This window comes from Thioclava sp. SK-1, from assembly GCF_001705665.1.
Taxonomy (GTDB): domain Bacteria; phylum Pseudomonadota; class Alphaproteobacteria; order Rhodobacterales; family Rhodobacteraceae; genus Thioclava.
In genome coordinates, this window is the sequence record NZ_MDHA01000032.1 from 322401 (window position 1) to 344970 (window position 22570).

Annotated in this window: 19 protein-coding genes and 1 other RNA gene; 12 read left to right on the plus strand and 8 right to left on the minus strand. The window is 58.3% G+C overall.

Annotated elements, in window-relative coordinates; translation table 11 throughout:
• Positions 1 to 2: 2 nt before the first annotated feature.
• The 4 genes from BFP70_RS07710 to ffs form a co-directional block, all read right to left on the minus strand.
• The gene (locus tag BFP70_RS07710) at positions 3 to 1877 is read right to left on the minus strand and encodes a DNA polymerase III subunit gamma/tau (RefSeq protein ID WP_066010773.1); all 1875 of its coding nucleotides are present in this window, start codon (positions 1875 to 1877) and stop codon (positions 3 to 5) included.
• Between the two features lie 67 nt (positions 1878 to 1944).
• On the minus strand, positions 1945 to 3837 hold the full coding sequence (locus BFP70_RS07715; RefSeq protein WP_255356635.1) for a MacB family efflux pump subunit: 1893 nt from the start codon (positions 3835 to 3837) through the stop codon (positions 1945 to 1947).
• A 45-nt stretch (positions 3838 to 3882) separates the two neighbouring features.
• Positions 3883 to 5100, minus strand: a complete 1218-nt coding sequence (locus BFP70_RS07720; RefSeq protein WP_176715513.1) for an efflux RND transporter periplasmic adaptor subunit — start codon at positions 5098 to 5100, stop codon at positions 3883 to 3885.
• A gap of 185 nt (positions 5101 to 5285) precedes the next feature.
• An RNA gene (gene ffs / locus BFP70_RS07725) (signal recognition particle sRNA small type) lies at positions 5286 to 5384 on the minus strand.
• 429 nt (positions 5385 to 5813) lie between these two features.
• On the opposite strand from ffs, the gene BFP70_RS07735 reads away from it, so the two are divergent.
• The 8 genes from BFP70_RS07735 (at position 5814) to BFP70_RS07760 (ending at position 11991) form a co-directional block, all read left to right on the plus strand.
• The gene (locus tag BFP70_RS07735; RefSeq protein WP_066010777.1) at positions 5814 to 7346 is read left to right on the plus strand and encodes an acyl-CoA carboxylase subunit beta; all 1533 of its coding nucleotides are present in this window, start codon (positions 5814 to 5816) and stop codon (positions 7344 to 7346) included.
• A 27-nt stretch (positions 7347 to 7373) separates the two neighbouring features.
• Positions 7374 to 7715, plus strand: coding sequence for a hypothetical protein (locus tag BFP70_RS07740; protein ID WP_066010778.1), 342 nt, complete (start codon positions 7374 to 7376; stop codon positions 7713 to 7715).
• Positions 7697 to 8128, plus strand: a complete 432-nt coding sequence (locus BFP70_RS07745; protein WP_255356636.1) for a DUF6497 family protein — start codon at positions 7697 to 7699, stop codon at positions 8126 to 8128. Before BFP70_RS07740 ends, BFP70_RS07745 begins: the two co-directional genes overlap by 19 nt.
• Positions 8129 to 8318: 190 nt before the next feature.
• Positions 8319 to 8441, plus strand: a complete 123-nt coding sequence (locus BFP70_RS21370; RefSeq protein WP_255356637.1) for a hypothetical protein — start codon at positions 8319 to 8321, stop codon at positions 8439 to 8441.
• A 132-nt stretch (positions 8442 to 8573) separates the two neighbouring features.
• Positions 8574 to 8744 carry a hypothetical protein gene (locus tag BFP70_RS20985; protein WP_176715514.1) on the plus strand — a complete coding sequence of 57 codons (171 nt, stop codon included), beginning with the start codon at positions 8574 to 8576 and terminating at the stop codon, positions 8742 to 8744.
• 87 nt (positions 8745 to 8831) lie between these two features.
• Positions 8832 to 9221, plus strand: a complete 390-nt coding sequence (locus tag BFP70_RS07750) for a hypothetical protein (protein ID WP_066010779.1) — start codon at positions 8832 to 8834, stop codon at positions 9219 to 9221.
• A gap of 376 nt (positions 9222 to 9597) precedes the next feature.
• On the plus strand, positions 9598 to 9807 hold the full coding sequence (locus BFP70_RS07755; RefSeq protein ID WP_066010780.1) for a hypothetical protein: 210 nt from the start codon (positions 9598 to 9600) through the stop codon (positions 9805 to 9807).
• A 180-nt stretch (positions 9808 to 9987) separates the two neighbouring features.
• Positions 9988 to 11991 (plus strand): acetyl/propionyl/methylcrotonyl-CoA carboxylase subunit alpha, encoded by a 2004-nt coding sequence (locus BFP70_RS07760; protein WP_066010781.1) that lies wholly within the window; start codon positions 9988 to 9990, stop codon positions 11989 to 11991.
• Positions 11992 to 12074: 83 nt separating this feature from the next.
• On the opposite strand, the gene BFP70_RS07765 is transcribed toward BFP70_RS07760, so the two are convergent.
• The gene (locus BFP70_RS07765) at positions 12075 to 12593 is read right to left on the minus strand and encodes a DUF4174 domain-containing protein (RefSeq protein ID WP_066010782.1); all 519 of its coding nucleotides are present in this window, start codon (positions 12591 to 12593) and stop codon (positions 12075 to 12077) included.
• Between BFP70_RS07765 and BFP70_RS07770 the strand changes: the two genes are divergently transcribed.
• Both BFP70_RS07770 and scpA read left to right on the plus strand, forming a co-directional pair.
• Positions 12565 to 13605 (plus strand): hypothetical protein, encoded by a 1041-nt coding sequence (locus BFP70_RS07770; RefSeq protein WP_141693129.1) that lies wholly within the window; start codon positions 12565 to 12567, stop codon positions 13603 to 13605. The two genes, BFP70_RS07765 and BFP70_RS07770, sit on opposite strands and share 29 nt — an antisense overlap.
• Positions 13602 to 15731, plus strand: coding sequence for a methylmalonyl-CoA mutase (gene scpA / locus BFP70_RS07775; RefSeq protein ID WP_066010784.1), 2130 nt, complete (start codon positions 13602 to 13604; stop codon positions 15729 to 15731). Before BFP70_RS07770 ends, scpA begins: the two co-directional genes overlap by 4 nt.
• A gap of 167 nt (positions 15732 to 15898) precedes the next feature.
• On the opposite strand, the gene rpiA is transcribed toward scpA, so the two are convergent.
• Both rpiA and BFP70_RS07785 read right to left on the minus strand, forming a co-directional pair.
• Positions 15899 to 16684, minus strand: a complete 786-nt coding sequence (rpiA, locus tag BFP70_RS07780) for a ribose-5-phosphate isomerase RpiA (RefSeq protein WP_066010785.1) — start codon at positions 16682 to 16684, stop codon at positions 15899 to 15901.
• An 80-nt stretch (positions 16685 to 16764) separates the two neighbouring features.
• On the minus strand, positions 16765 to 17790 hold the full coding sequence (locus BFP70_RS07785) for a Hint domain-containing protein (protein ID WP_066010786.1): 1026 nt from the start codon (positions 17788 to 17790) through the stop codon (positions 16765 to 16767).
• A 182-nt stretch (positions 17791 to 17972) separates the two neighbouring features.
• Between BFP70_RS07785 and BFP70_RS07790 the strand changes: the two genes are divergently transcribed.
• Entirely contained in the window at positions 17973 to 19352 is a 1380-nt protein-coding gene (locus tag BFP70_RS07790) for an L-serine ammonia-lyase (RefSeq protein WP_066010953.1), read from the plus strand.
• Between the two features lie 105 nt (positions 19353 to 19457).
• On the opposite strand, the gene purD is transcribed toward BFP70_RS07790, so the two are convergent.
• Positions 19458 to 20720, minus strand: coding sequence for a phosphoribosylamine--glycine ligase (gene purD / locus BFP70_RS07795; protein ID WP_066010787.1), 1263 nt, complete (start codon positions 20718 to 20720; stop codon positions 19458 to 19460).
• A 226-nt stretch (positions 20721 to 20946) separates the two neighbouring features.
• Here purD and xseA point away from each other — a divergent pair, with 226 nt between their 5' ends.
• Positions 20947 to 22488 carry an exodeoxyribonuclease VII large subunit gene (xseA, locus tag BFP70_RS07800; protein ID WP_066010788.1) on the plus strand — a complete coding sequence of 514 codons (1542 nt, stop codon included), beginning with the start codon at positions 20947 to 20949 and terminating at the stop codon, positions 22486 to 22488.
• Positions 22489 to 22570: the final 82 nt, after the last annotated feature.

Here is a 22570-nt window from a genome sequence, read left to right on the forward strand (position 1 = left end):
CCTTATTGGTCCTCAAAGGGATCCCATTCATCCTCGACCTCGTGCAGTACCGCATCTTGCAATTCGCGGGCGATGTCTTCGGCGGTGGTGATCTCTTCAAATTTTGCATTTGGGAAGGCAGTGAAAATCGCCTGCACCAACGGGTTTTCCTTGGCTTGCGCTTCGGCATGGCGTCGGTCCGCGTCGCGCAGTTCGGCAATGGTCTCGCCGCCGCCTTCATTGACGATGGACACGCCCCAGCGTTGGCCGGTCCAGCTTTGCAACCGTTGACCCAACTTTGAGGCAAGATCGCGCGATGCCTCTTGCGAGGGTTGGAATTCGATCCGGCCGGGGCTGTATGAGACCAGCCGCACCCCCGCTTCAACCTCCATCAACAACGTCATGTCGCGCATTTTCTGGATCAGTGCGACGACATCGTCAAAGGTGGCAAATCGGGCCAATGCGTGATCAGGGGCCTGAGCCAATGCCAGATTGCCACTGGCGCGGGCAATCGGGGCGCCAAACCGGGCGCGCATCGTTGTTGCACGCGGATCAATCCCGCCCTGTGCCATTTGTGTGCCTGTGGCTGCGTCATTGCCCGTCTGTACTGATCCGGCCTGCGCGGCAGGGCCAGAGGACGGCGCAGCAGTGGTTGCGCCACGCGCACCACCGCCGGGTGGGCCACCTGCGGGGGCACCAGGTCCAGATTGGATGCGGCGCATCAGTGCCTCTGGGTCGGGCAGATCCGCCACATGCGTCAGACGGATGACGGCCATTTCGGTGGCCATCATTGCGTTGGGGGCCTGGCTGACCTCTTCAATTGCTTTCAGCAGCATTTGCCACATACGTGACAACACGCGCATCGGAATTTTTTCGGCCATGCCTTGGCCGCGGCGACGTTCTTCGGGTGGAACAGTGGGGTCTTCGGCGGCCTCTGGCGTGATCTTGATCACCGACACCCAATGGGTGATTTCGGCCAGATCGCGCAGCACGGCCAGCGGGTCCGCACCATCGGCATATTGCCCAGAGATTTCGTTCAGTGCCTCGGCTGCAGCGCCTTTCAAGATCATGTCGAACAGATCCAAAACCCGACCACGATCAGCCAGGCCCAGCATCGCGCGCACTTGATCGGCGGTGGTTTCTCCCGCCCCATGCGCAATGGCCTGATCCATCAAGGACATCGCATCGCGGGCAGAGCCTTCGGCGGCGCGGGTGATCAGTGCCAGCGCGTCACTGTTGATCTGCGCGGATTCCTTCACGGCAATCTGCGCAAGGTAATCCATCATCACCTCGGGCTCGATCCGGCGCAGATCAAACCGTTGGCAGCGCGACAGCACCGTTACCGGAACTTTGCGAATTTCTGTGGTGGCGAAAATGAATTTTACATGCGCTGGCGGTTCTTCCAGCGTTTTCAACAGCGCATTGAACGCGTTGGTGGACAGCATGTGCACTTCGTCGATGATATAGACTTTGTAGCGTGCCGACGCAGCCCGGTAATGCACACTTTCGATAATATCGCGGATGTCATCGACCCCGGTGCGTGAAGCTGCGTCCATTTCCATTACATCGACATGGCGTCCCTCGGCGATGGCCACACAATGTTCACATGTGCCGCAGGGTTCGGTGGTCGGCCCGCTGGTTCCATCCGTGCCGATACAGTTCAGCCCTTTGGCGATGATCCTCGCGGTGGTGGTTTTGCCCACGCCGCGAATCCCGGTCATTACAAAAGCATGGGCGATCCGATCCGCTGCAAAGGCGTTTTTCAGCGTCCGCACCATGGCCTCTTGCCCGATAAGATCGGCAAAGGTTGCCGGGCGGTATTTCAGGGCCAGAACCTGATAGCCGCCCTTGCCGGTGGCTGGGGAAATGGGGTCTTGTGGTCCCGTCGCGTCGCTCATGCCGGCTCCTTCAAACTTCGTCCCCAATCTAGGGTGTGGAAGGGGCGGCGTAAAGGCGCAGCCGTGGCTATTCCCGCGCCAATGCGACCACCGGATCCAATCGTGCCGCCGATTGCGCCGGTAACCAACCGAACAATACGCCAATCCCACAAGCCGACGCAAAGGCCGCCAGCACTGTTGCGCCGGAATAGACCATGCGTGTATCGGGCGACACCACAGCCAAGGCCTGCCCAACCCCAAAGGCCAGCCCCACGCCAAGCGCGCCACCGATCAGGCAGACCATCACTGCCTCGATCAGGAATTGCGCCACAATATCGGATTGGCGTGCCCCTACCGCCTTGCGGATACCGATTTCCTTGGTCCGTTCAGTCACCGATACCAGCATGATATTCATCACCCCAATTCCGCCCACCACCAGTGAGATCACTGCAATTGCTGAGATCAGCCAGGTCAGGGTTTGGGAGGTGGATTGAATGGTCGCGCGGATCGTATCGGAATTGGTCAAAAAGAAATCGACGACGCCGTGGCGGAGGGTCAAAAGTGCCGTGATTTCGGTTTCGGCCTTAGCCATATCATAGCTGTCTGGAACCTGGACAGAGATGGAGTCCACCGTCTCACCGCCCGTTACGCGGGTCATCGCGGTGGTATAGGGCGTAAAAATCTTGATGGATTGCGGCCCGAAACTGGCCCCTGATGATGCCACAACCCCGATCACCCGAAGCGGCACGCGCCCGATCAGAACGCGCTGGCCCAGCGGGCTGTCACTGCCAAAGAATGTTTCGGCGGCGTCGCTGTCCAGCACCGCGACCTGTGCGCGGTTTGTCACATCGGATTGGGTGAATGTCGCGCCATCGGTTACGGTGTAGGCGCCCAGTTGAAAATATCCCGCCGAGACGCCTTTCAACTGCGCGGAGGCCGTCACCGAACCGTGGATCACATTCGCTGTCGTGGACACTTCTGGCGATACGCTTTCGGCAAATGGCTGGCCGATCATCGCCTCTGCGTCGCTGCCCACCAATGTCTCCACCCGGTTGGCGCGCCTGTCGCCAAATCCGGTGCCGGGGCGGATGTCGATGGTGGATGTCCCGATTGACGCGATATTCTCAAGCACCTTTTGTTGCGACCCACTGCCCAACGCCACGACCGACACAACAGAGGTGATGCCGATGATAATGCCCAGCATGGTCAGAAAGGACCGCAGCTTATGCGCAAGCATGGATTTAAACGCCATCCGCGTGGCCTCACGCAGCCGGTCCATGCGTGCCAAAATCCCGGTTTTGCCTGGGCCTTGGGTGGGTAATGGTTTCACGGTGCCAATCGGGGTGCGGCGGCTGTCTGCCACGATGCGGCCATCGCTGATTTCGATGACGCGATCGGCGCTTTGCGCGATTTGGGGATCATGGGTCACAAGGATGACGGTATGGCCATCGGCATGTAATTCCCGCAGCAGTGCCATCAGCTCTGCTCCGGAAGCGCTGTCAAGCGCGCCGGTCGGCTCATCCGCCAAGATCACATCGCCGCCATTCATCAACGCCCGGGCGACCGATACGCGCTGTTGTTGTCCGCCCGACAAGGCGCCGGGGCGGTTGGTTAGCCGGTCGCCCAAGCCAAGCCGGGTCAACAGCGCGCGGGCGCGGGTGCGCCGGGCGGCGCGTGCCGTGCCGCGATAAATCGCCGGGATTTCGACATTGCCGACTGCGTCCAGCTCCGGCATCAGCTGATAGCGTTGAAAGATAAAACCGAAATGACTGCGGCGTAGGGCGGCCTGATCTTCGTCAGACATCTTTGAAATATCGCGCCCGGCAAACAGATACTGGCCCGAGCTGGGCCGATCCAAACAGCCCAGGATATTCATCAACGTGGATTTCCCCGACCCTGACTGGCCGATGATTGCCACCATCTCACCGGCATCAATGCGCAGGTCAATGCTGCGAAGAACCTGGATAGATTGCTCACCCATCTGAAACTGACGGGAGATGTTTTTCAAATCAATCAACGACATGAGTTACAGGCCCATCATCGGGGGCGGGCTACCACGACCACCGCCCGTGCCGCCGCTGCGTTTGATGTTGGTGGGCGGTGTACCAGAGGGGGCCGCAGACGGGCTGCTGTCCACAATCACGTCATCACCCGCGCTAAGCCCCGATAGGATTTGCGCCTGTGTCGCATCGCGCAGGCCGATTTCAATGAACCGACGCTGCACGCCGTCACCAGATGCCACCAAGACCATCATCCGCCCGTCTGGCCCGGCTTTGGGCAAGGCAGATAGAGGCAAGACGGGCACATTTTCGGCAAGGTTCAGCGTAATCGTCACATCGGCGGACATCCCAATCCGCAACAGCCGGTCCGGGTTGTCGACCGAGAAGCGCGCGTTGTAATAAATTGCACTATCGGTATCGATTTCATCATCGTCTTTGATCGAAGAAGGGGCCGGTTCGATCCGGTCCAACACGGCGTCAAACGCCATATCGGGTGCGCCCAGCAATGAAAAGCTGACGGCCTGACCGGGGGCGACATGGATCACATCGGCCTCGGAGATTTCCGCCTTGACCTGCATCTCATTCAGCTGCGCGAGTTTGACGATTGTCGGCGCGTCTTGTGCAGCATTCACCGTGGTGCCTTCGCCATTGACCACGGCGACGACGGTCCCATCAATCGGCGCGGTAATTTTTGTGCGGTCCAGATCCAGCTCGGCCGAGGATACCTCAATTTGAGCACGGGATTTCTGCGCATCAAGCGAAACAAGCTGTGCCTGTGCGACCGACAGCGCGGCCTGCGCCGTTTCCAGGTCCGACGTGGCCGAAAGCCGCTTTTCATTTAGCCCTTCTTGCCGCGTCAAATCCAGTTGAGCTTGGCGGATTTCGGCATTTTGCGCCACAATTTCGGCGTTCAACTGCGCCAAATCAGCCTTAGCCTGCGCCACCGCGTTTTGCTGCTCAAGTGAATCGATCTGTGCGATTGTATCGCCTGCCGCCACATCATCGCCCACCTGAACGTTCAGTGCCTCAATCTGACCCGAGGTCCGCGCACCGACCGACACAAGATTTTGCGCCTCAATCAGCCCGGTGGCCAGGACAGTTTCGCGCACGGTGCCTGTTGTAACTTTGACCGTGCTTCTTTGCGCGGTCTCTTGCCCTTGAGATTGGCCCAGATACAGCCAGCCAAGGCCTGCAATCACGATAAGCCCTGCCAGAGCGGCGATTTTCGATTTGAGATATGTCACGCTGGAACCTTGCACGTTGTCGTGCAGGTAAAACGTCGTCAGGCGCAACTTCCGTCACTGACAAATGCCGCGCTGGGCAAATTGGCGCTTATACCCAGCCGCGCGGCGCGATAGGGCTGGGGGAAATTGGTGCAAAACACGCAGTCAGTGTCCGCGTGCATCGGCTGAAATATATGTGGGTAATAAGGTGAGAGGCTGGACAGCGACCCAAGCGGGGCTCGTTGCGGCTGCTTCCTTCCGGACCTGACCGGGTTGGCGAGGCGCTCGCCCGCGCCAACCTCTCGCGCACCGTATAGAAAAGATCATATCGTATTGCAAGCCCGCGTAGACTGCCATTTCCACGAAGCGGCATCTTGGCCCAGGCAGACATGTGACACGCAGTGCATGCGTCAAAGTTGCAAAGCCTGCTGCCGACGGTCGTTCCTTTGACGTGCGTTTTTTCACCATCCTTGGCGCGATATTCATCGCAGTGACGTATTTTGCTGCTTGGTTTGGGGCCGCGTGTCGATTGTGGCAGGGGTCACAGATGGCCAAAACCAGAAATCATCTGTAACTTTTCAGGCAGATGAGATGTTTCAATGCCGTGCCTACTTAAGCAAATTTGCAATTTGCATTGACCCTCCTGGTAACAGTTTGCAAATCTTCTAAACTCTGCTTTGAAATAATCTTGCGCGTCGCTACTGTGCGGCGAACCTTATGAGGAGGAGCCCCCGATGAGAGACATTCTGCACGAGCTGGAAGATCGCCGCGCCGAAGCCCGTTTGGGCGGGGGGCAGCGCCGGATTGATGCGCAGCATTCCAAGGGGAAGCTGACGGCCCGCGAACGGATCGAATTACTGCTGGATGAGGGCAGCTTTGAAGAATTCGATATGTTCAAGACCCATCGCTGCACCGACTTCGGGATGCAAGAGGATAAACCCTATGGCGATGGTGTGGTCACGGGGTGGGGCACGATCAATGGCCGCATGGTCTATGTGTTTAGTCAGGATTTCACCGTGTTTGGCGGATCTTTATCCGAGACCCACGCAGAAAAGATCTGCAAGATCATGGATATGGCGATGCAAAACGGCGCGCCGGTGATCGGGATCAATGATTCCGGTGGTGCGCGGATCCAAGAAGGTGTGGCCAGCCTTGCTGGCTATGCCGATGTGTTTCAGCGCAATATCGAAGCCTCTGGCGTGATCCCGCAAATTTCGGTCATCATGGGGCCATGTGCTGGGGGCGCGGTGTATAGTCCGGCGATGACCGACTTTATTTTCATGGTCAAAGACAGCTCGTATATGTTTGTGACCGGGCCTGACGTGGTGAAAACCGTCACCAATGAGCAGGTCACGGCAGAAGAGCTGGGCGGGGCCTTGACGCATACTAAGAAGTCGTCAGTGGCCGACGGGGCGTTTGAAAATGATGTGGAGGCCCTGCACGAGGTCCGCCGTCTGGTGGATTTCTTGCCGCTGTCGAATCGTGAAAAGGCGCCGGTGCGCCCATTCTTTGATGATGTGGCACGGGTCGAAGACAGCCTTGATACGCTGGTGCCCGCCAATCCCAACATGCCTTATGACATGAAAGAATTGATTCATAAGGTCGCGGATGAGGGCGATTTCTTTGAAATTCAGGCCGATTATGCGGGTAATATTATCACTGGTTTTATCAGGCTTGAGGGGCAGACGGTCGGTATTGTTGCCAATCAGCCAATGGTTCTGGCGGGCTGTCTGGACATTGATTCCAGCCGCAAGGCCGCGCGGTTCGTACGGTTTTGTGACTGCTTTGAAATTCCGATCCTGACCTTTGTGGACGTTCCGGGTTTCTTGCCGGGCACCAGTCAGGAATATAACGGTGTGATCAAACACGGTGCCAAGCTGCTGTTCGCCTATGGCGAGGCAACGGTGCCGATGGTGACTGTAATCACCCGCAAGGCCTATGGCGGAGCCTATGATGTGATGGCCTCTAAACATTTGCGCTCTGACTTTAATTATGCTTGGCCCACGGCAGAGATTGCGGTGATGGGCGCAAAAGGTGCGGTTGAAATTTTGTACCGCTCTGAATTGGGAGAGCCTGACAAGATCGCTGCTCGGGTGGCCGATTACGAAGATCGTTTCGCAAACCCGTTCGTGGCCGCCGAAAAGGGCTTTATTGATGAGGTCATCCAGCCGCGTTCTACACGACGCCGGGTAGCGCGCGCTTTTGCCAGTTTGCGGTCGAAGAAACGCAGCATGCCGGCGAAGAAACACGACAATATCCCGCTGTAAGGCGGGGCTTTAAGGACGAGACCGCAGATGAATTCGCGATGGTTGATGATTGATGAGGGCTGCGGCGTGCTAACCCATGCACGCGGCTGGCCCTTGCGCTGGGATCTGGCGGTGGAAAGTGCTTTTCCGCTGGCCAATCCGCGCCGTCTGGCCCGTGGGGTTCGGCAAGACATGTGGCGCCGCCTGCAAAATCTGCGTGGGTTTCGTCCCATGGTCCGCGTGGCCGCAGGGGAGGGCGGCCTCGTGATCCGCGCGGGAGGCGAAGTCGATGGTCGCTTCCCGCGCGCGAAGTTGGAACAGGATTTGGCAGATCTGCTGGCGGATCCGGGGCTGCGGTCGCGGTGGTTGACATGGGCTGCGCTGAAATGATCCGGGCGCTGGTTCATATAACGGCCGCGATGGTGTTGGCGGGCGCTGCGCTGGCAGAGGGGTTTACGCCCAAGCTGGTGCCGATCTCCGTACCATCGGGACAAGATATCCGGTGGCAGGAAACCGTGTCAGATGCGCAAGGCTCTGCCGGGCGCACGATTCGGTTCCGCTTTGTCGCGCCTGCAATTGCGGATGCCACCAAGGTCGATGCGGAGGTCGCCTTGGATGATATGCTGGCGCTGTGCGACACTTTCGCCGTGCCTCGCATCCCCAATGTTGGCCCGCAGCCAGAGCAGATAGTGATCAGTTTGGCCGATCGCGACATTCCCTTCGGGGAGGCAAACCCCGATGCAGTGCAATATTTTGAGGCATATTCCATTGTCGACGGCCATTGTCAGTGGGAGTTCTTCTGATGGGCTGTGACAAATTTGTGCATGCCGCGCGGGCATCGGCAAACAGTTGGGCGGGGGACATGTTAATCCCCCTAGAGTGGCGCAAAAAATCTGCTACGATTCCAACAGGCCGTGTGGCCTCCCAGGGGCGCGCGCCCTTGTGGTTCCCATTTTGTGGCCCGGCAATGTTCCGCGCCCATAGGAGACTGACATGTCCAAGAAAGCCCTCCTCGCCGTTGCGCTCGTTGCTTTCGTTGCAGCCTGCGCGCCCAAGCCAGAGCCGGTTATGGTTGAACCGGTCACGGTTGAACCGACCTATACCAGCAAAATGTAAGACAGTTTCTGCAGCCCCCTGCCTGCATGGCGGGCAGGGGTGCTCACCGGGTTGTGTATGGTGCAGCCGGTGCGTGTCCTATCTTTTACGCAATGCCGCCCCGTCGGGCGCGCATTATGAAAGGACATTTCCATGCGTATCATTCTTGCAGCGGGTCTTCTGGGCAGTCTTGGCCTTGCAGGTTGCGGTGTCATCCAGACGCCAGGACGCTGCGCCCCTCCGGGACGGGTCAATGAGAACCTTGTCATCATGGAGCCATGCGGGCAGCCGATCTATCAGCCCGAATTCCGCGACGATAATTAATCAGCAGTTTCCCCCGCGGGTGCGCCGGTCCTTGAAGGGCGGCGCTGCTTCGTGGCATCTGCGGTCTCAGAACAAGGAGACGCAGATATGCTGAAACATCGTGGGTTCCCGGGCCGGTTGCCCAGCACGGATTATCAATTCGTGATCCGTCGCGCCAATAAGAAGGGCGCGACGAAAATTATCCGCCGTGAGCGGTATCGTGATCGCGCGGCCGAAGATCGCCGCGCTGATGCAGGGTTTATCGCGGCACTTTGGACGCATTTCGGGGAAGAGCCGTTTGAACGTGGCAACCTTGATGCGGGCCGGATCAGCTGGCTGTTTGGCCGCGAAGTGGTCCCTGCCGAAGATCCCTTTGATCCCGAATCTTATGACGCATTGCTGAAGATTGATCTGAAAAAGGCCGAGGCGTCTTTTCCAGAGGTCTTTGCCGAGACAGAAGATTTCGGCTTTGATGATGATGAAGAGGATTGGGCGTGAATTTGCTGGCCTCAGTATGTTTTGGGCAAGCGGCTGCTGATGCCGCGCGTGACACGGGTTTGGCATTTGTCAAACGTGGTCGCGGGGTCCAAATATCTGGGGCACAGCGGCGTCCGGCTTTGAACGCGGCGCCGCGACATGCACTGCCTACCTTGTCCCAAGTGAACTGGCCTGCCCTGATGGTCGGGCCAGTTTGCGGGCAGGCGCAGACCGACTGGAAGATAAGGCCGTATTCGGCCCCGTATCTGCCCCAACCAAAAGCGGCCAATGCGCGACCCTTTGCCGATGCAGGTGCGTTTTGCGCGAAACGGGTCTTTCCTTCGCCGCGCGGCGCACTAATGTCTGTTGTGATTGATAAATCCAACGGAGCATTTCCATGCGTAAGACCACTCTTCTTCTTTCGATCCTTGCAGCGACCGCGGTTTCTGGCTGCATGCAGACCCAAGGCCAGCGCGCGCTTGCAGGCGGTGCGGCCGGTGCGCTTATCGCAGATGCGACCGACAACAACGTCGTGGCCGGCGGTGCGCTGGGCGCGCTTGCAGGCGGCGCAAGCTGCAATGTCAACATCGGCGCGCCTTGCTACTAAGACGCAGGCAGATGCTGCACTGATCCGTCGCGCCAATCGCGCGGCAGGACAGGGTTTTTACACCACTCAGGCGATCCGCTTGGGTGGTGTTTTCATGTCCGCGTCCCAGATTGGGGCGCTGGTCGACAGCTCGGACATAGGCGCGGGAGGAGTTATCGCGCCTAACGGGAAGGGAGTGCCATGTTCAAGAAAATTCTGATCGCCAACCGGGGTGAAATCGCGTGCCGGGTCATCAAGACCGCGCGCAAAATGGGCATTCAAACCGTCGCGGTGTATTCCGATGCGGATGCACAGGCGCTGCATGTGGAAATGGCGGATGAAAAGGTCCATATCGGCCCGCCCCCTGCCAACCAATCCTATATTGTGATTGATAAAATCATGCAGGCGATTCGTTCGTCTGGTGCCCAGGCCGTCCATCCGGGCTATGGGTTCTTATCCGAGAATTCCAAATTCGCAGAAGCGCTGGCAGCCGAAGGCGTGGCCTTTATCGGTCCGCCTGTCGGCGCGATTGAGGCGATGGGGGATAAGATCACCTCGAAGAAAATTGCCCAAGAGGCTGGGGTCAGCACGGTGCCCGGTTACATGGGTTTGATCGAAGACGCGGATGAGGCGGTGAAGATCTCAGGTCAGATTGGCTATCCGGTGATGATCAAGGCCAGCGCAGGCGGCGGCGGTAAGGGCATGCGGATCGCGTGGAACGACCAAGAGGCGCGTGAAGGTTTTCAATCGTCGAAGAACGAAGCCGCCAATAGCTTTGGCGATGACCGCATTTTCATTGAGAAATTCGTTACTCAGCCGCGCCATATCGAAATTCAGGTGCTGTGCGATGCGCATGGCAACGGTATCTATCTGGCAGAGCGCGAATGCTCAATTCAGCGCCGCAATCAGAAGGTTATTGAAGAGGCCCCGTCGCCCTTCTTGGATGAAGAGACCCGTCGCGCGATGGGGGAGCAATCCGTGGCGCTGGCCAAGGCGGTGGGCTATACCAGCGCGGGCACAGTGGAATTCATCGTTGATGGCGATCGGAACTTCTATTTCCTTGAAATGAACACCCGCCTGCAGGTGGAACATCCGGTGACAGAGCTGATCACCGGTGTGGATCTGGTGGAGCAGATGATACGTATCGCCAATGGCGAGGCGCTGTCGATCACGCAAGAGGAAGTGAAGATCAACGGTTGGGCGATGGAAAGCCGTCTTTATGCCGAAGATCCTTATCGCAATTTCTTGCCCTCTATCGGGCGTTTGACGCGGTATCGTCCTCCGGTCGAAGGCCCGACAGAGGGAGGCGGCATCGTGCGCAATGATACCGGCGTGTTTGAGGGTGGCGAGATCAGCATGTTCTACGACCCGATGATTGCCAAACTTTGCACATGGGGGCCGACCCGCGCCGATGCGATCGAAGAGATGCGTCTGGCGCTGGATATGTTTGAGGTCGAAGGCATTGGTCATAACCTGCCGTTCTGCGCGGCGGTGATGGATCATGACCGTTTTACCTCGGGCAATATCACCACAGCGTTTATTGAGGAAGAATATCCCAACGGGTTTGACGGGGTGTCGCTCAGTGATGATGCGCTGCACAATGTCGTGGCCGCTGTGGCGGCGATGGAGCGGGTGGCGGAAATTCGGCGCACGCAAATTTCGGGCACATTGGGCAATCATGAACGCCAGGTGGGCGATGATTGGGTTGTGACCTTGCAAGGGCAGTCAATCACCGTATCGGTCAAGGCCGATAAGGCAGGCTCCACAATCACGTTCCCTGATGGCACGCAGCATCGCGTGACCTCTGATTGGGTGCCAGGCCAGCCCTTGGCCAAATTGCGTATTGATGGCAAGCCATTGGTGCTAAAGGTCAATAAGGTTTCAATGGGGTTCCGTATCCGCCTGCGCGGTGCCGATCTGAAGGTCTTGGTGCAGACCCCGCGCCAGCATGAACTGTGGCAGCTTATGCCAGAAAAATTGCCACCAGATACATCGCGGTTGCTGCTATGCCCGATGCCGGGCCTGATCGTGTCGATTAACGTTGAGGTCGGTGATGAGGTTCAGGAGGGGCAGGCACTGGCCACGGTTGAGGCAATGAAGATGGAAAACATCTTACGTGCCGAGAAAAAGGGCGTGGTAAAATCTGTCAATGCGACACCGGGGGCCTCATTGGCTGTCGATGACGTGATCCTTGAATTTGAGTGATCGCCGATGGCCATTGCGGATCATAGTGCCATCCATATCTGCCCTTTGGCGGATGTGCAGCCTATGGTCGGCGGTGGTCTTTGCTACATCGCTGCGCCGCTGCGCACCTCTTCGCGGCGCAGTGGCATCCGGTCAATAGAGCGTAAAATCTCGCGCCCGTCCCACGGGAAGGGTTTACGCTGGCTGACGGTGCCGTCCTTGGCAATCAACACAAGTGAAAACCCGCGCGGACGCAGTTTTTGGCGCAACGCAGAGGGCGGTTCGGGCCGGGTATCGAAGATTACAACCACATCGCGGGCCGCCAACTCCGGCCAACGCGCGTTCAGCGCCTCCATCTGGTCGGTGAAGGCCGGGTCAAGCGGGCTATCGGCAAAGACAACAACCGGGCGCGCCAACCAGATCAGTTCAGAAAGATTGACCCCATCCGCCGATAGCGGCGTGAAATCGGCGCCCGGATCGATCTGCGCCATCGGGGAAACGCCTTCCGAGGGGCTATTTTCCCCCGGCACGCCTTGGGCCTGCAGCGCGGTGCCAAATGGCACAATGCTAAGTACAGCGCATAAAACACCCGATATGGTCCGTCGGATCTGGGTTGCAGGCATCACGCTCTCCTTTGATATCAATATAGGGTGTGTGGTGGCCTGCGCCTATGGTGTTGGGCAGAAAACATGGCCTGTTAATGGGCAATTCGTGGCGGATGGTAACCACTGCCCTACGGATACTGTGCCATATTGCGATCAGTATAAGGTAAACAAGGGCAGTCGAGTGATGGATGTGATTTTGCATGTGGGCGCGCACCGCACCGCCACCACGTCTTTGCAACATTGGCTGTCTGGTCATTGCCCGTCTGATGTCACCTTTTGGGGGCCAAGTTATCTGCGTGCTGGCCATCACTGGGCCGGGTTGATCCGTCGCGCCGACCTGTTGCGCGTGCAAGATATGGTAGTGGGGGCACGATCTGCGCGCCGTTTCGCCCGGATGATCGCGGTTGAGCGCGCGCGCGGCACACGCAGTGTCATTATCAGCGAAGAGAACGTCTTGGGCGGGTTACAACATCTGTGGGATGCGGGACGGTTTTACCCCGATGCGCGGGCCCGTTTGCAGCGCCTAGGTGATGCGTTGGGCCAACATATTACCGTGGTCGCGTTGTCAATCCGTGATCTGCATGATTGGTGGTGCTCGCTGTTGGGATTGGAGCAATTGCGCAGCGGCATCACACATAACGCGCAGCACCTGTCTCAGATCGCCGCCGATCCGCGTGGCTGGCAAAGCCTGATCTGCGATATCCAAGCCGCCTTTGCACCACGCCCCCTGGTCGTGTGGCGTCATGAGAATCTGGCCGGCGCCCCCAATGCGCAATTGGCCGCCATGTTGGGTCAAACCGCGCCCAAAGTCGCAATGGCGCCCGGAACCGCACCTTGGTTCAATGCCGGTCAATACGGGCGGTATCGTCCGTTCTCCGCCGCGCAGGCCGCACAGCTTATCGCGCATGACCACCATGATCTGGCATGGCTGCGCAGCGGCCCGCCGGGTATCCAATTCGTCGACACCAACGTGCGCCAGCCTGACCTATGTGTCGCTGAAGGCGCTCTCGCAGGAAGGATCGAACCATGACCAATACAGCGCTCGACAGCTGGTCGTCTCTGGCCGTGAAGGAACTGCGTGGCAAGCCGCTTGACAGCTTGGATTGGCACACGCTGGAAGGGATCACCGTCAAGCCGGTCTATACGGCCGATGATCTGAAAGGGTTAGACCACCTGAACACCATCCCAGGTCAGGCGCCATTCACCCGCGGCGTCAAGGCGACGATGTATGCCGGCCGCCCGTGGACAATCCGCCAATATGCCGGGTTCTCCACCGCCGAGGAATCCAACGCCTTTTATCGCCGCGCTTTGGCCGCAGGCCAACAAGGTGTCTCGGTCGCTTTCGATCTGGCCACCCATCGGGGCTATGACAGCGACCACCCACGGGTTGAAGGCGATGTTGGCAAGGCCGGTGTAGCCATCGACAGCGTCGAGGACATGAAGATCCTTTTTGACGGGATCCCCTTGGACAAAGTCTCGGTCTCAATGACGATGAATGGCGCGGTGATCCCGATCCTGGCCAGCTTTATCGTGACGGGCGAAGAACAAGGCCATGACAAAGCGCTTCTGGCGGGCACCATTCAAAACGACATTCTAAAAGAATTCATGGTTCGCAATACCTATGTCTATCCGCCCGAACCCTCGATGCGGATCATTGCGGATATCATCGAATATACTGCCAATGAAATGCCGAAGTTCAACTCCATTTCGATCTCTGGCTACCATATGCAAGAGGCGGGGGCGAACCTGGTGCAAGAGCTGGCCTTCACGATTGCCGATGGCCGCGAATACGTCCGCACAGCGATCCAAGCGGGAATGGATGTGGACCGCTTCGCCCCCCGCCTGTCCTTCTTCTTCGCTATTGGAATGAATTTTTTCATGGAGGCCGCAAAGCTGCGCGCGGCGCGCACCTTGTGGGCGCGCGTGATGGCGGAGTTTGAACCAAAATCAGAAAAATCCAGTATGTTACGAACGCATTGCCAGACCTCCGGCGTGTCCTTGCAAGAACAAGACCCGTATAACAACGTCATCCGCACAGCCTATGAGGCAATGGCGGCAGCCCTTGGTGGGACGCAATCGCTGCACACCAATGCGCTTGATGAGGCAATTGCACTGCCCACTGATTTCTCGGCCCGGATCGCCCGCAACACTCAGCTGATCTTGCAAGAGGAAACGGGCATCACCAATGTCGTCGACCCGTTGGCCGGCAGCTATTATGTCGAAAGTCTGACTGCCAGTCTGATTGACGAAGCCTGGAAGCTGATCGAAGAAGTCGAAGACATGGGCGGAATGACCAAGGCCGTCGCCTCTGGCATGCCCAAGCTCAAGATCGAAGAATCAGCGGCCAAACGACAAGCCCTGATCGACCGGGGCGAAGATGTCATTGTTGGCGTGAACAAATACCGACTAGAGCAGGAAGACGACCTTGATATTTTAGATATCGATAATGTCAAAGTGCGCGATGCGCAGATCGCCCGTCTGACCAAAATGCGCATGACCCGAGACGAGGCCGCATGCACCGCCGCCTTGGCAGAGCTGGAACGGCGCGCCAAACAAGGCGGCAACCTGCTGGAAGCCGCGGTCGAGGCCGCACGTCAACGCGCCAGTGTCGGGGAAATATCAATGGCTATGGAAAAAGAATTCGGCCGTCACCGGGCCGAAGTCAAAACCCTCGCAGGTGTCTATGGCGCAGCCTATGATGGCGATGAAGGTTTTGCACAAATTCAGGCTGATGTTAACGCATTTTCTCAAGAAGAAGGACGCCGCCCACGGATGCTGGTGGTGAAAATGGGCCAGGACGGGCATGATCGCGGTGCCAAGGTCATTGCCACCGCCTTTGCAGATATCGGCTTTGATGTTGATGTTGGCCCGCTTTTCCAAACCCCGGCAGAGGCCGCGCAGGACGCAATCGATAATGATGTCCATATCATCGGCATCTCCAGCCAAGCCGCCGGCCACAAAACATTGGCGCCAAAATTGATCGAGGCGCTCACGGCCCAGGGCGCAGATGATATCATCGTCATCTGCGGCGGCGTGATCCCACAACAAGATTACGCCTTTCTCAAAAATGCAGGGGTCAAGGCGATCTTCGGACCAGGAACGAATATTCCCGCCGCAGCCAAGGAAATCATCGATATCCTTAAGGCGCAAAATTGATCGGCTGATCTGCGCGCCTGTTGGCTTTCAACTTGCTGAAAATATCCCGGGGGTGAATTTTCTTCGGCACGAAGAAAAGCGGGGGTTGGCCCCCGGCTACGTATAAAAATATGGGGGCGCACAGATGCTGCTGCGCGCCCCCATATTCAAATTTGCAACGATGGCGTTCAGTTCAGGTCGCGGAAAATATTGTCTTCTTCTGCGAAATCAATGCGCTCATGCACCACAGTGCCCTCATTGATATCGCGCAATTCAACCTTCCCATCCGTGTCCCCGATGATGACCATATCGCAGATGTCCACGAACAGACCATTTTCCACCACACCCGGGATTTGGTTCAGTACCAGCCCCAGCTGGCGGGCATTACTGATTTTGTTCAGATGCAGATCCACGATGTAGTTGCCTTCATCGGTCACATAGGGCTGTTCGCCATTCAGACGCAGGGTTGTGGACCGGCCCAGCACCTCCATTGACACCAGCATTTCCTCAATCAGCGCCCGTGTGGTCTGCCATCCAAATGGTACGACCTCTACGGGCAGCGGAAACGCGCCCAGATGCGCTACTTCTTTCGCGGCATCGGTGATGACAATCATCTGATCCGATGCGGTGGCGACAATCTTTTCTTGCAGCAGCGCACCGCCACCACCTTTGATCAGGTTCAACTCGCTGTCGAATTCATCGGCGCCGTCAATGGTCAAATCCAGCCATTTGGCCTCATCCAGCCCCACAACGGTGATCCCCACCTGACGGGCCAGATCCGCAGTCCGAGAGCTGGTCGGAACGCCGGTGATCCGCAAACCTTCTTCGCGCACCATCTCGCCAAGGCACCGGACCATCCATGCGGCGGTAGAGCCGGTGCCAAGGCCGACACGCATGCCGTCTTCGACGAAATCAACGGCCCGGCGGGCGGCGGCAAATTTGGCTTTATCAATCGGGGAAAGCTCGGCGGGCATATGCGGGGCTCCTGTCACTTGGGTCGCGTCGGTTATATCACCTGCGCGGCCATGGGATAGGGCTAAACCTGCCAAATTCTTCACAACGGGTGATTTATCCCGACCCAATCAGCACGGCGATGCAGGCGCAGCAAACGCATGGCGCGCCCGGTGGGTACGACGGGGCGAGCGGGCAGCTCGGGAAGTGCTGCGTCTTTCAAGATCTGGCGCAGCGTGCTGGCCTGCTGTGGGCCAATCCCACGTAAAGCTTGTGGCGCGGGCAGCAGGCTTTCAGCGCGGGCAGAATTTGCAAATACAACCTCATGTTGTTCAAATAAGATATGCACCCAATTTACCCGTGGTTTGGGCGCGTGGCATACACCGGGCAGTCCAATCAAGGCTTTGGCGGCGACCAGGATTTCCTCACCTGCCAAAGGGCCGTCATGGGGGCGCAGTAAGACACGATGCTGACCCGACACATGCAAAGCGGTTTCATTGCCGATCACCCCCGGCGCAAATCGGATAGGCGCATTGGCGCCGCGACCGTTGACCAGCCAGCGTCCCGCCCAGGCCACCGGCCGATACCCGTTATCAAGTGTTTGCACACGCATACCTTCGCGCAGCTTTTCCACGGCCACGGGACCGTTTTTGGTGGCGACCTTTGTGCCGGCAGCAAAGCAGACCGCCATTGCGGAATAGGCCACGACTGGATCATTGCTTTCAATTGCGACGATATCGTAGCTTTGTCCGGCGAATAGGCGCTCGGATGAGGCAATTCCGGCCACATCTCCCTCAAATTCAAGCACATAAATGGTGATGTTATCTGCAGGGTTGGTCGATCCGCTCGGCCGAATGATATAGCTATATTCAGTTTCCACCTCGCCTGCCGCGCCACTGCCATAGGAGACACCGTTAAAGGTCATTGGTGCTGCCAACTCCTGCGAGCCATCCCCATCTTCAAAATTCGCATCATTATCGTTCAGATTGACGATGCGAAGATCGGCGGTTGGACCGATCGTAAAGGTTGTATTGCCCGGAGAGGAGCTGTTGCCTGTCGCGTTGGAACTGAACGGGTTTGGCCCCGTCCAAGACAAATCCGACAATTGCCAAGCGCCAAAACTGGGCATCTACTCAGGCTCCAAATTCACAAAGGCACCGGCATGGCACCGCCCGAATTGGATATATTGTTAGTCTTAACGTAGCCTTTCGCCGGCTGCGCAACGTGCAGATTTGTCGGTTAAAGGTCGCATTTCACCCGCATGGCACGCAGATCTGTGCCAGTCTGGGTGAAATGGAAAAGGGGTACACGGTGTTTTTAAGTGTGTTCGACATGTTCAAGATTGGCGTTGGCCCGTCCTCATCCCACACGATGGGACCAATGGTGGCGGGGGCGCGGTTCCTCGCATTGCTGCGCGGCTCGCCTTTTGTGGCTTCCGGGCTGCGGGTGCGTTTGCATGGTTCGTTGGCCTTCACGGGAAAGGGGCATGCGACTGACCGTGCCGTGATCCTTGGGTTGGCAGGGTTTGAGCCGGCGACATATGATGCGCGTCAGGCGGAAGATGTCTTGGCGCGCAATATGGCAACCGCTATCTTGCAACCGCCTGGTTTGGAACCGATGCGGTTTGATCCGCAGGCTGATCTGATCTTTGATTTTGGCCCGGCATTGCCTGGCCATACAAATGGGATGGTGATTGCCGCGCTGGACCGGCAGGGCGATATACTGCTGCAAGAGACATATTATTCCATCGGTGGTGGGTTCGTGTTAAGCGGGGCTGAGATGGACGCGCTGGATCACGTGGCGCTAGAGGCCCCGTCGCCGGTGCCATTCCCGTTTCGGCGCGCTGATGAGATGCTGGAAATGGCGCGTGCATCGGGTTTGAGCATTGCGCAGATGAAGCTGGCCAATGAGCGTAAGATGCGACCCTCTGTCGAAATAGACGCCGGTTTGGCGCAGATCTGGCAAGTGATGTCGGGATGCCTGAAACGTGGTTTGGCTGAAGGAGGGGTTTTGCCAGGCGGCTTACAAGTGCGTCGCCGTGCGAAAGCGATTCATGAGAGCCTACTTGCCGAGCGGGGGACCAATCTGCAGGCGCCGCATGTGGTGAACGACTGGATTTCCACCTATGCGATGGCGGTGAATGAGGAAAACGCAGCCGGCGGGCAGGTGGTGACGGCGCCGACGAATGGGGCTGCTGGGGTGGTGCCGGCTGTGATCCGCTATTGGTTGGAGCATGTTCCCGGGGCAACAGCGGCCAAGGTCCCCGATTTCTTGTTGACGGCAGCGGCAATCGGCGGATTGATTAAGCATAATGCCTCTATTTCCGGGGCGGAATGCGGCTGTCAGGCAGAGGTTGGGTCAGCGGCGGCTATGGCTGCGGCGGGGATATGCGCCGTCATGGGCGGCAGTCCAGAGCAGGTGGAGAATGCTGCGGAAATTGCTTTGGAGCATCATCTGGGCATGACCTGCGATCCGGTGAAAGGCCTGGTTCAGGTTCCATGTATCGAGCGCAATGGGCTTGGTGCGGTAAAGGCGGTTTCGGCGGCCTCGCTTGCGCTGCGCGGAGATGGGAAGCATTTTGTGCCGCTTGATGCCGCAATTGAGACGATGCGTCAGACCGGGCGGGACATGCATGATCATTACAAAGAGACCAGCTTGGGCGGGTTGGCGGTGAATGTGCCTAATTGCTGAGGGTTGAGGGAGGGGCGTTGCCCCTTTTGACGCTGACGCGTCAATTCACCCCAGGATATTTCAGGCAAGATGAAAGCAGGCGGTGACAGTAAGGATGGGGTCGGGTTAAAGCGCGCGCCAGCCGATGTCGCGCCGGCAGAACCCATCGGGCCAGTCGATGGCGTCGACCATATCATAGGCGCGGCGCTGTGCGTCTTGTAATGTTGCGCCGCGGGCGGTGACATTGAGCACGCGCCCCCCCGTTGCGATGATTGCGCCGTCTTTTGCTGCTGTGCCCGCGTGGAATACGACCTGATCTGACGTATTAGGAAGTGCATCCAGACCGTTGATCTGTGTGCCTTTCTTATACGTGCCGGGATAGCCGTTGGCCGCGAGAACGACTGTCATTGCGACATCGTCGGCCCAATTGGGTTGCACCTGATCAAGGCGGCCTTCGGCGCAGGCGAGCAGCAGGTCGAGGATTTGGCCGCCCAGGCGGAGCATCAACACCTGACATTCGGGGTCACCGAAACGCACGTTATATTCGACCAGCCGCGGCTGGCCGTCTTTGATCATCAGGCCTGCGTAGAGCACGCCTTGGAACGGGGTGCCTTGCCGGGCCATTTCTGCGACGGTTGGTTTGATGATTGTGTCAATCGCAATGGCTTCGATTTCAGGGGTCAGGACCGGTGCGGGGGAATAGGCCCCCATGCCGCCGGTGTTTGGCCCGGTATCACCTTCGCCTACACGCTTATGATCCTGTGCGCCGCCGACTGCGGCGATATTGGCACCATCCGAAAGGATGAAGAGCGAGGCTTCTTCGCCCTCCATGAATTCTTCTATCACGACCTCGGTGCCGGCGGCTCCGAAAGCACCGCCGAAGATATCCTCCAGGCCGGCATAGGCTTCGTCCAGGGTCATGGCGACGATGACACCTTTTCCGGCGGCCAGACCGTCGGCTTTGACCACGATTGGGGCGCCTTGCGCCCGGACATAGGCTTTGGCCGCATCCAGATCGGTGAAGCGGGCGTATTTGGCGGTGGGGGCGTCGCAGGCGTCGCAGATCTCTTTGGTGAAAGCTTTTGAGGATTCGAGTTTGGCTGCGGCAGCGGAGGGACCAAATGTCAGGTACCCCTGTGCGCGCAGCCGATCAGCAACGCCTGCAGCCAAAGGTGCCTCGGGGCCAATCACGACAAAATCAATCGCGTTTTCTGCGCAAAGCGCCAGCACAGCATCCGTATCACATGGGTCGATATTGGCACAGTCGGCAATTTGCGCCATGCCCGCATTGCCCGGAGCAGCAATAAGACGATCACATTTCGGGTTTTGCTTGATGGCCCATACCAGAGCATGCTCACGGCCGCCGCTGCCCAACACCAAAATATTCATTGAAGATCCCCTTTGCCTTGTGCATGGGCGGTTTTAAGGGGGGCATGGCGAGCTTGCAAGATAAAGCCGACATTGAATGGTTTATGCGCGCTGTCCATCGGGCCGGAGGTGGCGCGACAGCGCCTGGCCGACCGGATGAAGCGGGGTTCGATGCCCCGCTTCGGACGAGCCTTGCTGTGCAACGCAACAGATTGCACCCGGCGCGACGATGGTGGAATGTAGAGCAATGGAATTATTTGAAGATGACACACCGCAGCCCGGTGGCAATGCGCATGACTATACCGTCTCGGAGATTTCCGGGTCGGTCAAGCGCGTGCTTGAGGGCGAATTTGGCCGCGTGCGGGTGCGTGGAGAGGTTGGGCGCGTTTCTGTTCCGCGTTCGGGGCACATGTATTTCGATCTGAAAGATGATCGTGCGGTGATTGCGGCTGTCAGCTGGAAGGGACAAGTGTCCAAGATGCAGGTCCGTCCCGAAGAGGGGATGGAGGTCATTGCCAGCGGGCGTCTGACCACATTTCCCGGACAATCAAAATATCAATTGATTGTGGATACGGTGGAGCCGGCTGGTGCGGGGGCCCTGATGGCGATGTTGGAGGCGCGCAAGCGTGCTTTGGCAGCCGAGGGGCTTTTTGCGGATGATTTAAAGCAGGCGCTGCCTTGGTTGCCCGGGGTGATTGGTGTTGTGACCTCTCCTTCGGGGGCGGTGATTCGCGATATTTTGCACCGGTTGCGCGACCGCTTTCCACGCCATGTGTTGATTTGGCCTGTCGCGGTGCAGGGGCAAAGCTGTGCGCCAGATGTCGCACGGGCCATTCGCGGCTTTAATGCGATGGCTCCGGGTGGGCCGCTCCCAAGGCCGGAGTTGATTATTGTCGCGCGCGGAGGCGGGTCAATTGAAGACCTTTGGGGGTTTAACGAAGAAATCGTTGTCCGGGCGGCAGCCGAAAGTGCCATTCCACTGATTTCCGCAGTGGGCCATGAAACGGATACAACGTTGATTGACTTTGCCTCTGATCGCCGGGCGCCTACCCCCACAGCTGCGGCCGAAATGGCTGTCCCGGTTCGGCGCGATTTGGCGATTTGGCTGGGGGAGGCACAGACGCGTATGCGTCGTGCTATCCGCAGCCGGATTGATGCGTGGCGGCAACGTCACAGCGATTTGGCGCGTGCACTGGGGCGGCCTGATGCGCTGATCGCGCCTGCGCAGCAGCGGTTTGACCTGTGGGCTGAGCGGCTGAACCCGGCTTTGCGCAGCGCCAGTTTGCGCAATCGCGCCAGTTTTACCGCGCTGGAGGCGCGGATGTCGCCGGGGTTCTTGTCGCGTTATTTGGCCAATGAATCGCGCCAGATTGTGACCCTGTCGCAGCGGTTTAAGGCGGCAAAACTGCGCAATTTGCAACAGGCGCGCAAGTCACATGCCGATGCGCAGGCCAAGATCGCGGATTTGTCGCAGCGCATGGTGCGGTCACAGAAAAACCAGTTGGGGCAGTTGCACGAACAGGTCAGACAATTGGAGCAGATGCGTCAGACGCTTGGCTATAGTGAGACGCTCAAGCGGGGCTATGCGATTGTGCGCAGTGGCGATCAGCTTGTGACCTCATCTGCGGTTGCAAGTGCGGCCAAGACATTGGAGCTGGAATTTGCCGATGGGCGTGTGGTGATTGATGCCGGTGGGCGCAGCGCAGCGCCAAAAGCCACGGCCAAGCCACGCAAGAGCCCCAAGGCCAATCCTGATGAAGATGCGGGAGATCAGGGCAGTCTGTTTTAAGCCCTGATAGGGCCGTAGCCCAACTGCGGTCGGCGGCGTTAGAACGAGCCGGGATGGTACAGCATGCGATGGAGCAGAGCGG

Bases quoted from the DNA above. Each gene is read 5' to 3' on its own strand.
- BFP70_RS07715 (WP_255356635.1), bottom strand. From the start codon at position 3,837: ATGGGTGAGCAATCTATCCAGGTTCTTCGCAGCATTGACCTGCGCATT.
- BFP70_RS07740 (WP_066010778.1), top strand. From the start codon at position 7,374: ATGAATTCGCGATGGTTGATGATTGATGAGGGCTGCGGCGTGCTAACC.
- xseA (WP_066010788.1), top strand. From the start codon at position 20,947: ATGGAATTATTTGAAGATGACACACCGCAGCCCGGTGGCAATGCGCAT.
- BFP70_RS07750 (WP_066010779.1), top strand. From the start codon at position 8,832: ATGCTGAAACATCGTGGGTTCCCGGGCCGGTTGCCCAGCACGGATTAT.
- BFP70_RS07785 (WP_066010786.1), bottom strand. From the start codon at position 17,790: ATGCCCAGTTTTGGCGCTTGGCAATTGTCGGATTTGTCTTGGACGGGG.
- scpA (WP_066010784.1), top strand. From the start codon at position 13,602: ATGACCAATACAGCGCTCGACAGCTGGTCGTCTCTGGCCGTGAAGGAA.
- BFP70_RS07755 (WP_066010780.1), top strand. From the start codon at position 9,598: ATGCGTAAGACCACTCTTCTTCTTTCGATCCTTGCAGCGACCGCGGTT.
- rpiA (WP_066010785.1), bottom strand. From the start codon at position 16,684: ATGCCCGCCGAGCTTTCCCCGATTGATAAAGCCAAATTTGCCGCCGCC.
- BFP70_RS21370 (WP_255356637.1), top strand. From the start codon at position 8,319: ATGTCCAAGAAAGCCCTCCTCGCCGTTGCGCTCGTTGCTTTCGTTGCA.
- BFP70_RS07745 (WP_255356636.1), top strand. From the start codon at position 7,697: ATGGGCTGCGCTGAAATGATCCGGGCGCTGGTTCATATAACGGCCGCG.
- BFP70_RS07735 (WP_066010777.1), top strand. From the start codon at position 5,814: ATGAGAGACATTCTGCACGAGCTGGAAGATCGCCGCGCCGAAGCCCGT.
- purD (WP_066010787.1), bottom strand. From the start codon at position 20,720: ATGAATATTTTGGTGTTGGGCAGCGGCGGCCGTGAGCATGCTCTGGTA.
- BFP70_RS20985 (WP_176715514.1), top strand. From the start codon at position 8,574: ATGCGTATCATTCTTGCAGCGGGTCTTCTGGGCAGTCTTGGCCTTGCA.
- BFP70_RS07765 (WP_066010782.1), bottom strand. From the start codon at position 12,593: ATGCCTGCAACCCAGATCCGACGGACCATATCGGGTGTTTTATGCGCT.
- BFP70_RS07710 (WP_066010773.1), bottom strand. From the start codon at position 1,877: ATGAGCGACGCGACGGGACCACAAGACCCCATTTCCCCAGCCACCGGC.
- BFP70_RS07770 (WP_141693129.1), top strand. From the start codon at position 12,565: ATGGTCCGTCGGATCTGGGTTGCAGGCATCACGCTCTCCTTTGATATC.
- BFP70_RS07760 (WP_066010781.1), top strand. From the start codon at position 9,988: ATGTTCAAGAAAATTCTGATCGCCAACCGGGGTGAAATCGCGTGCCGG.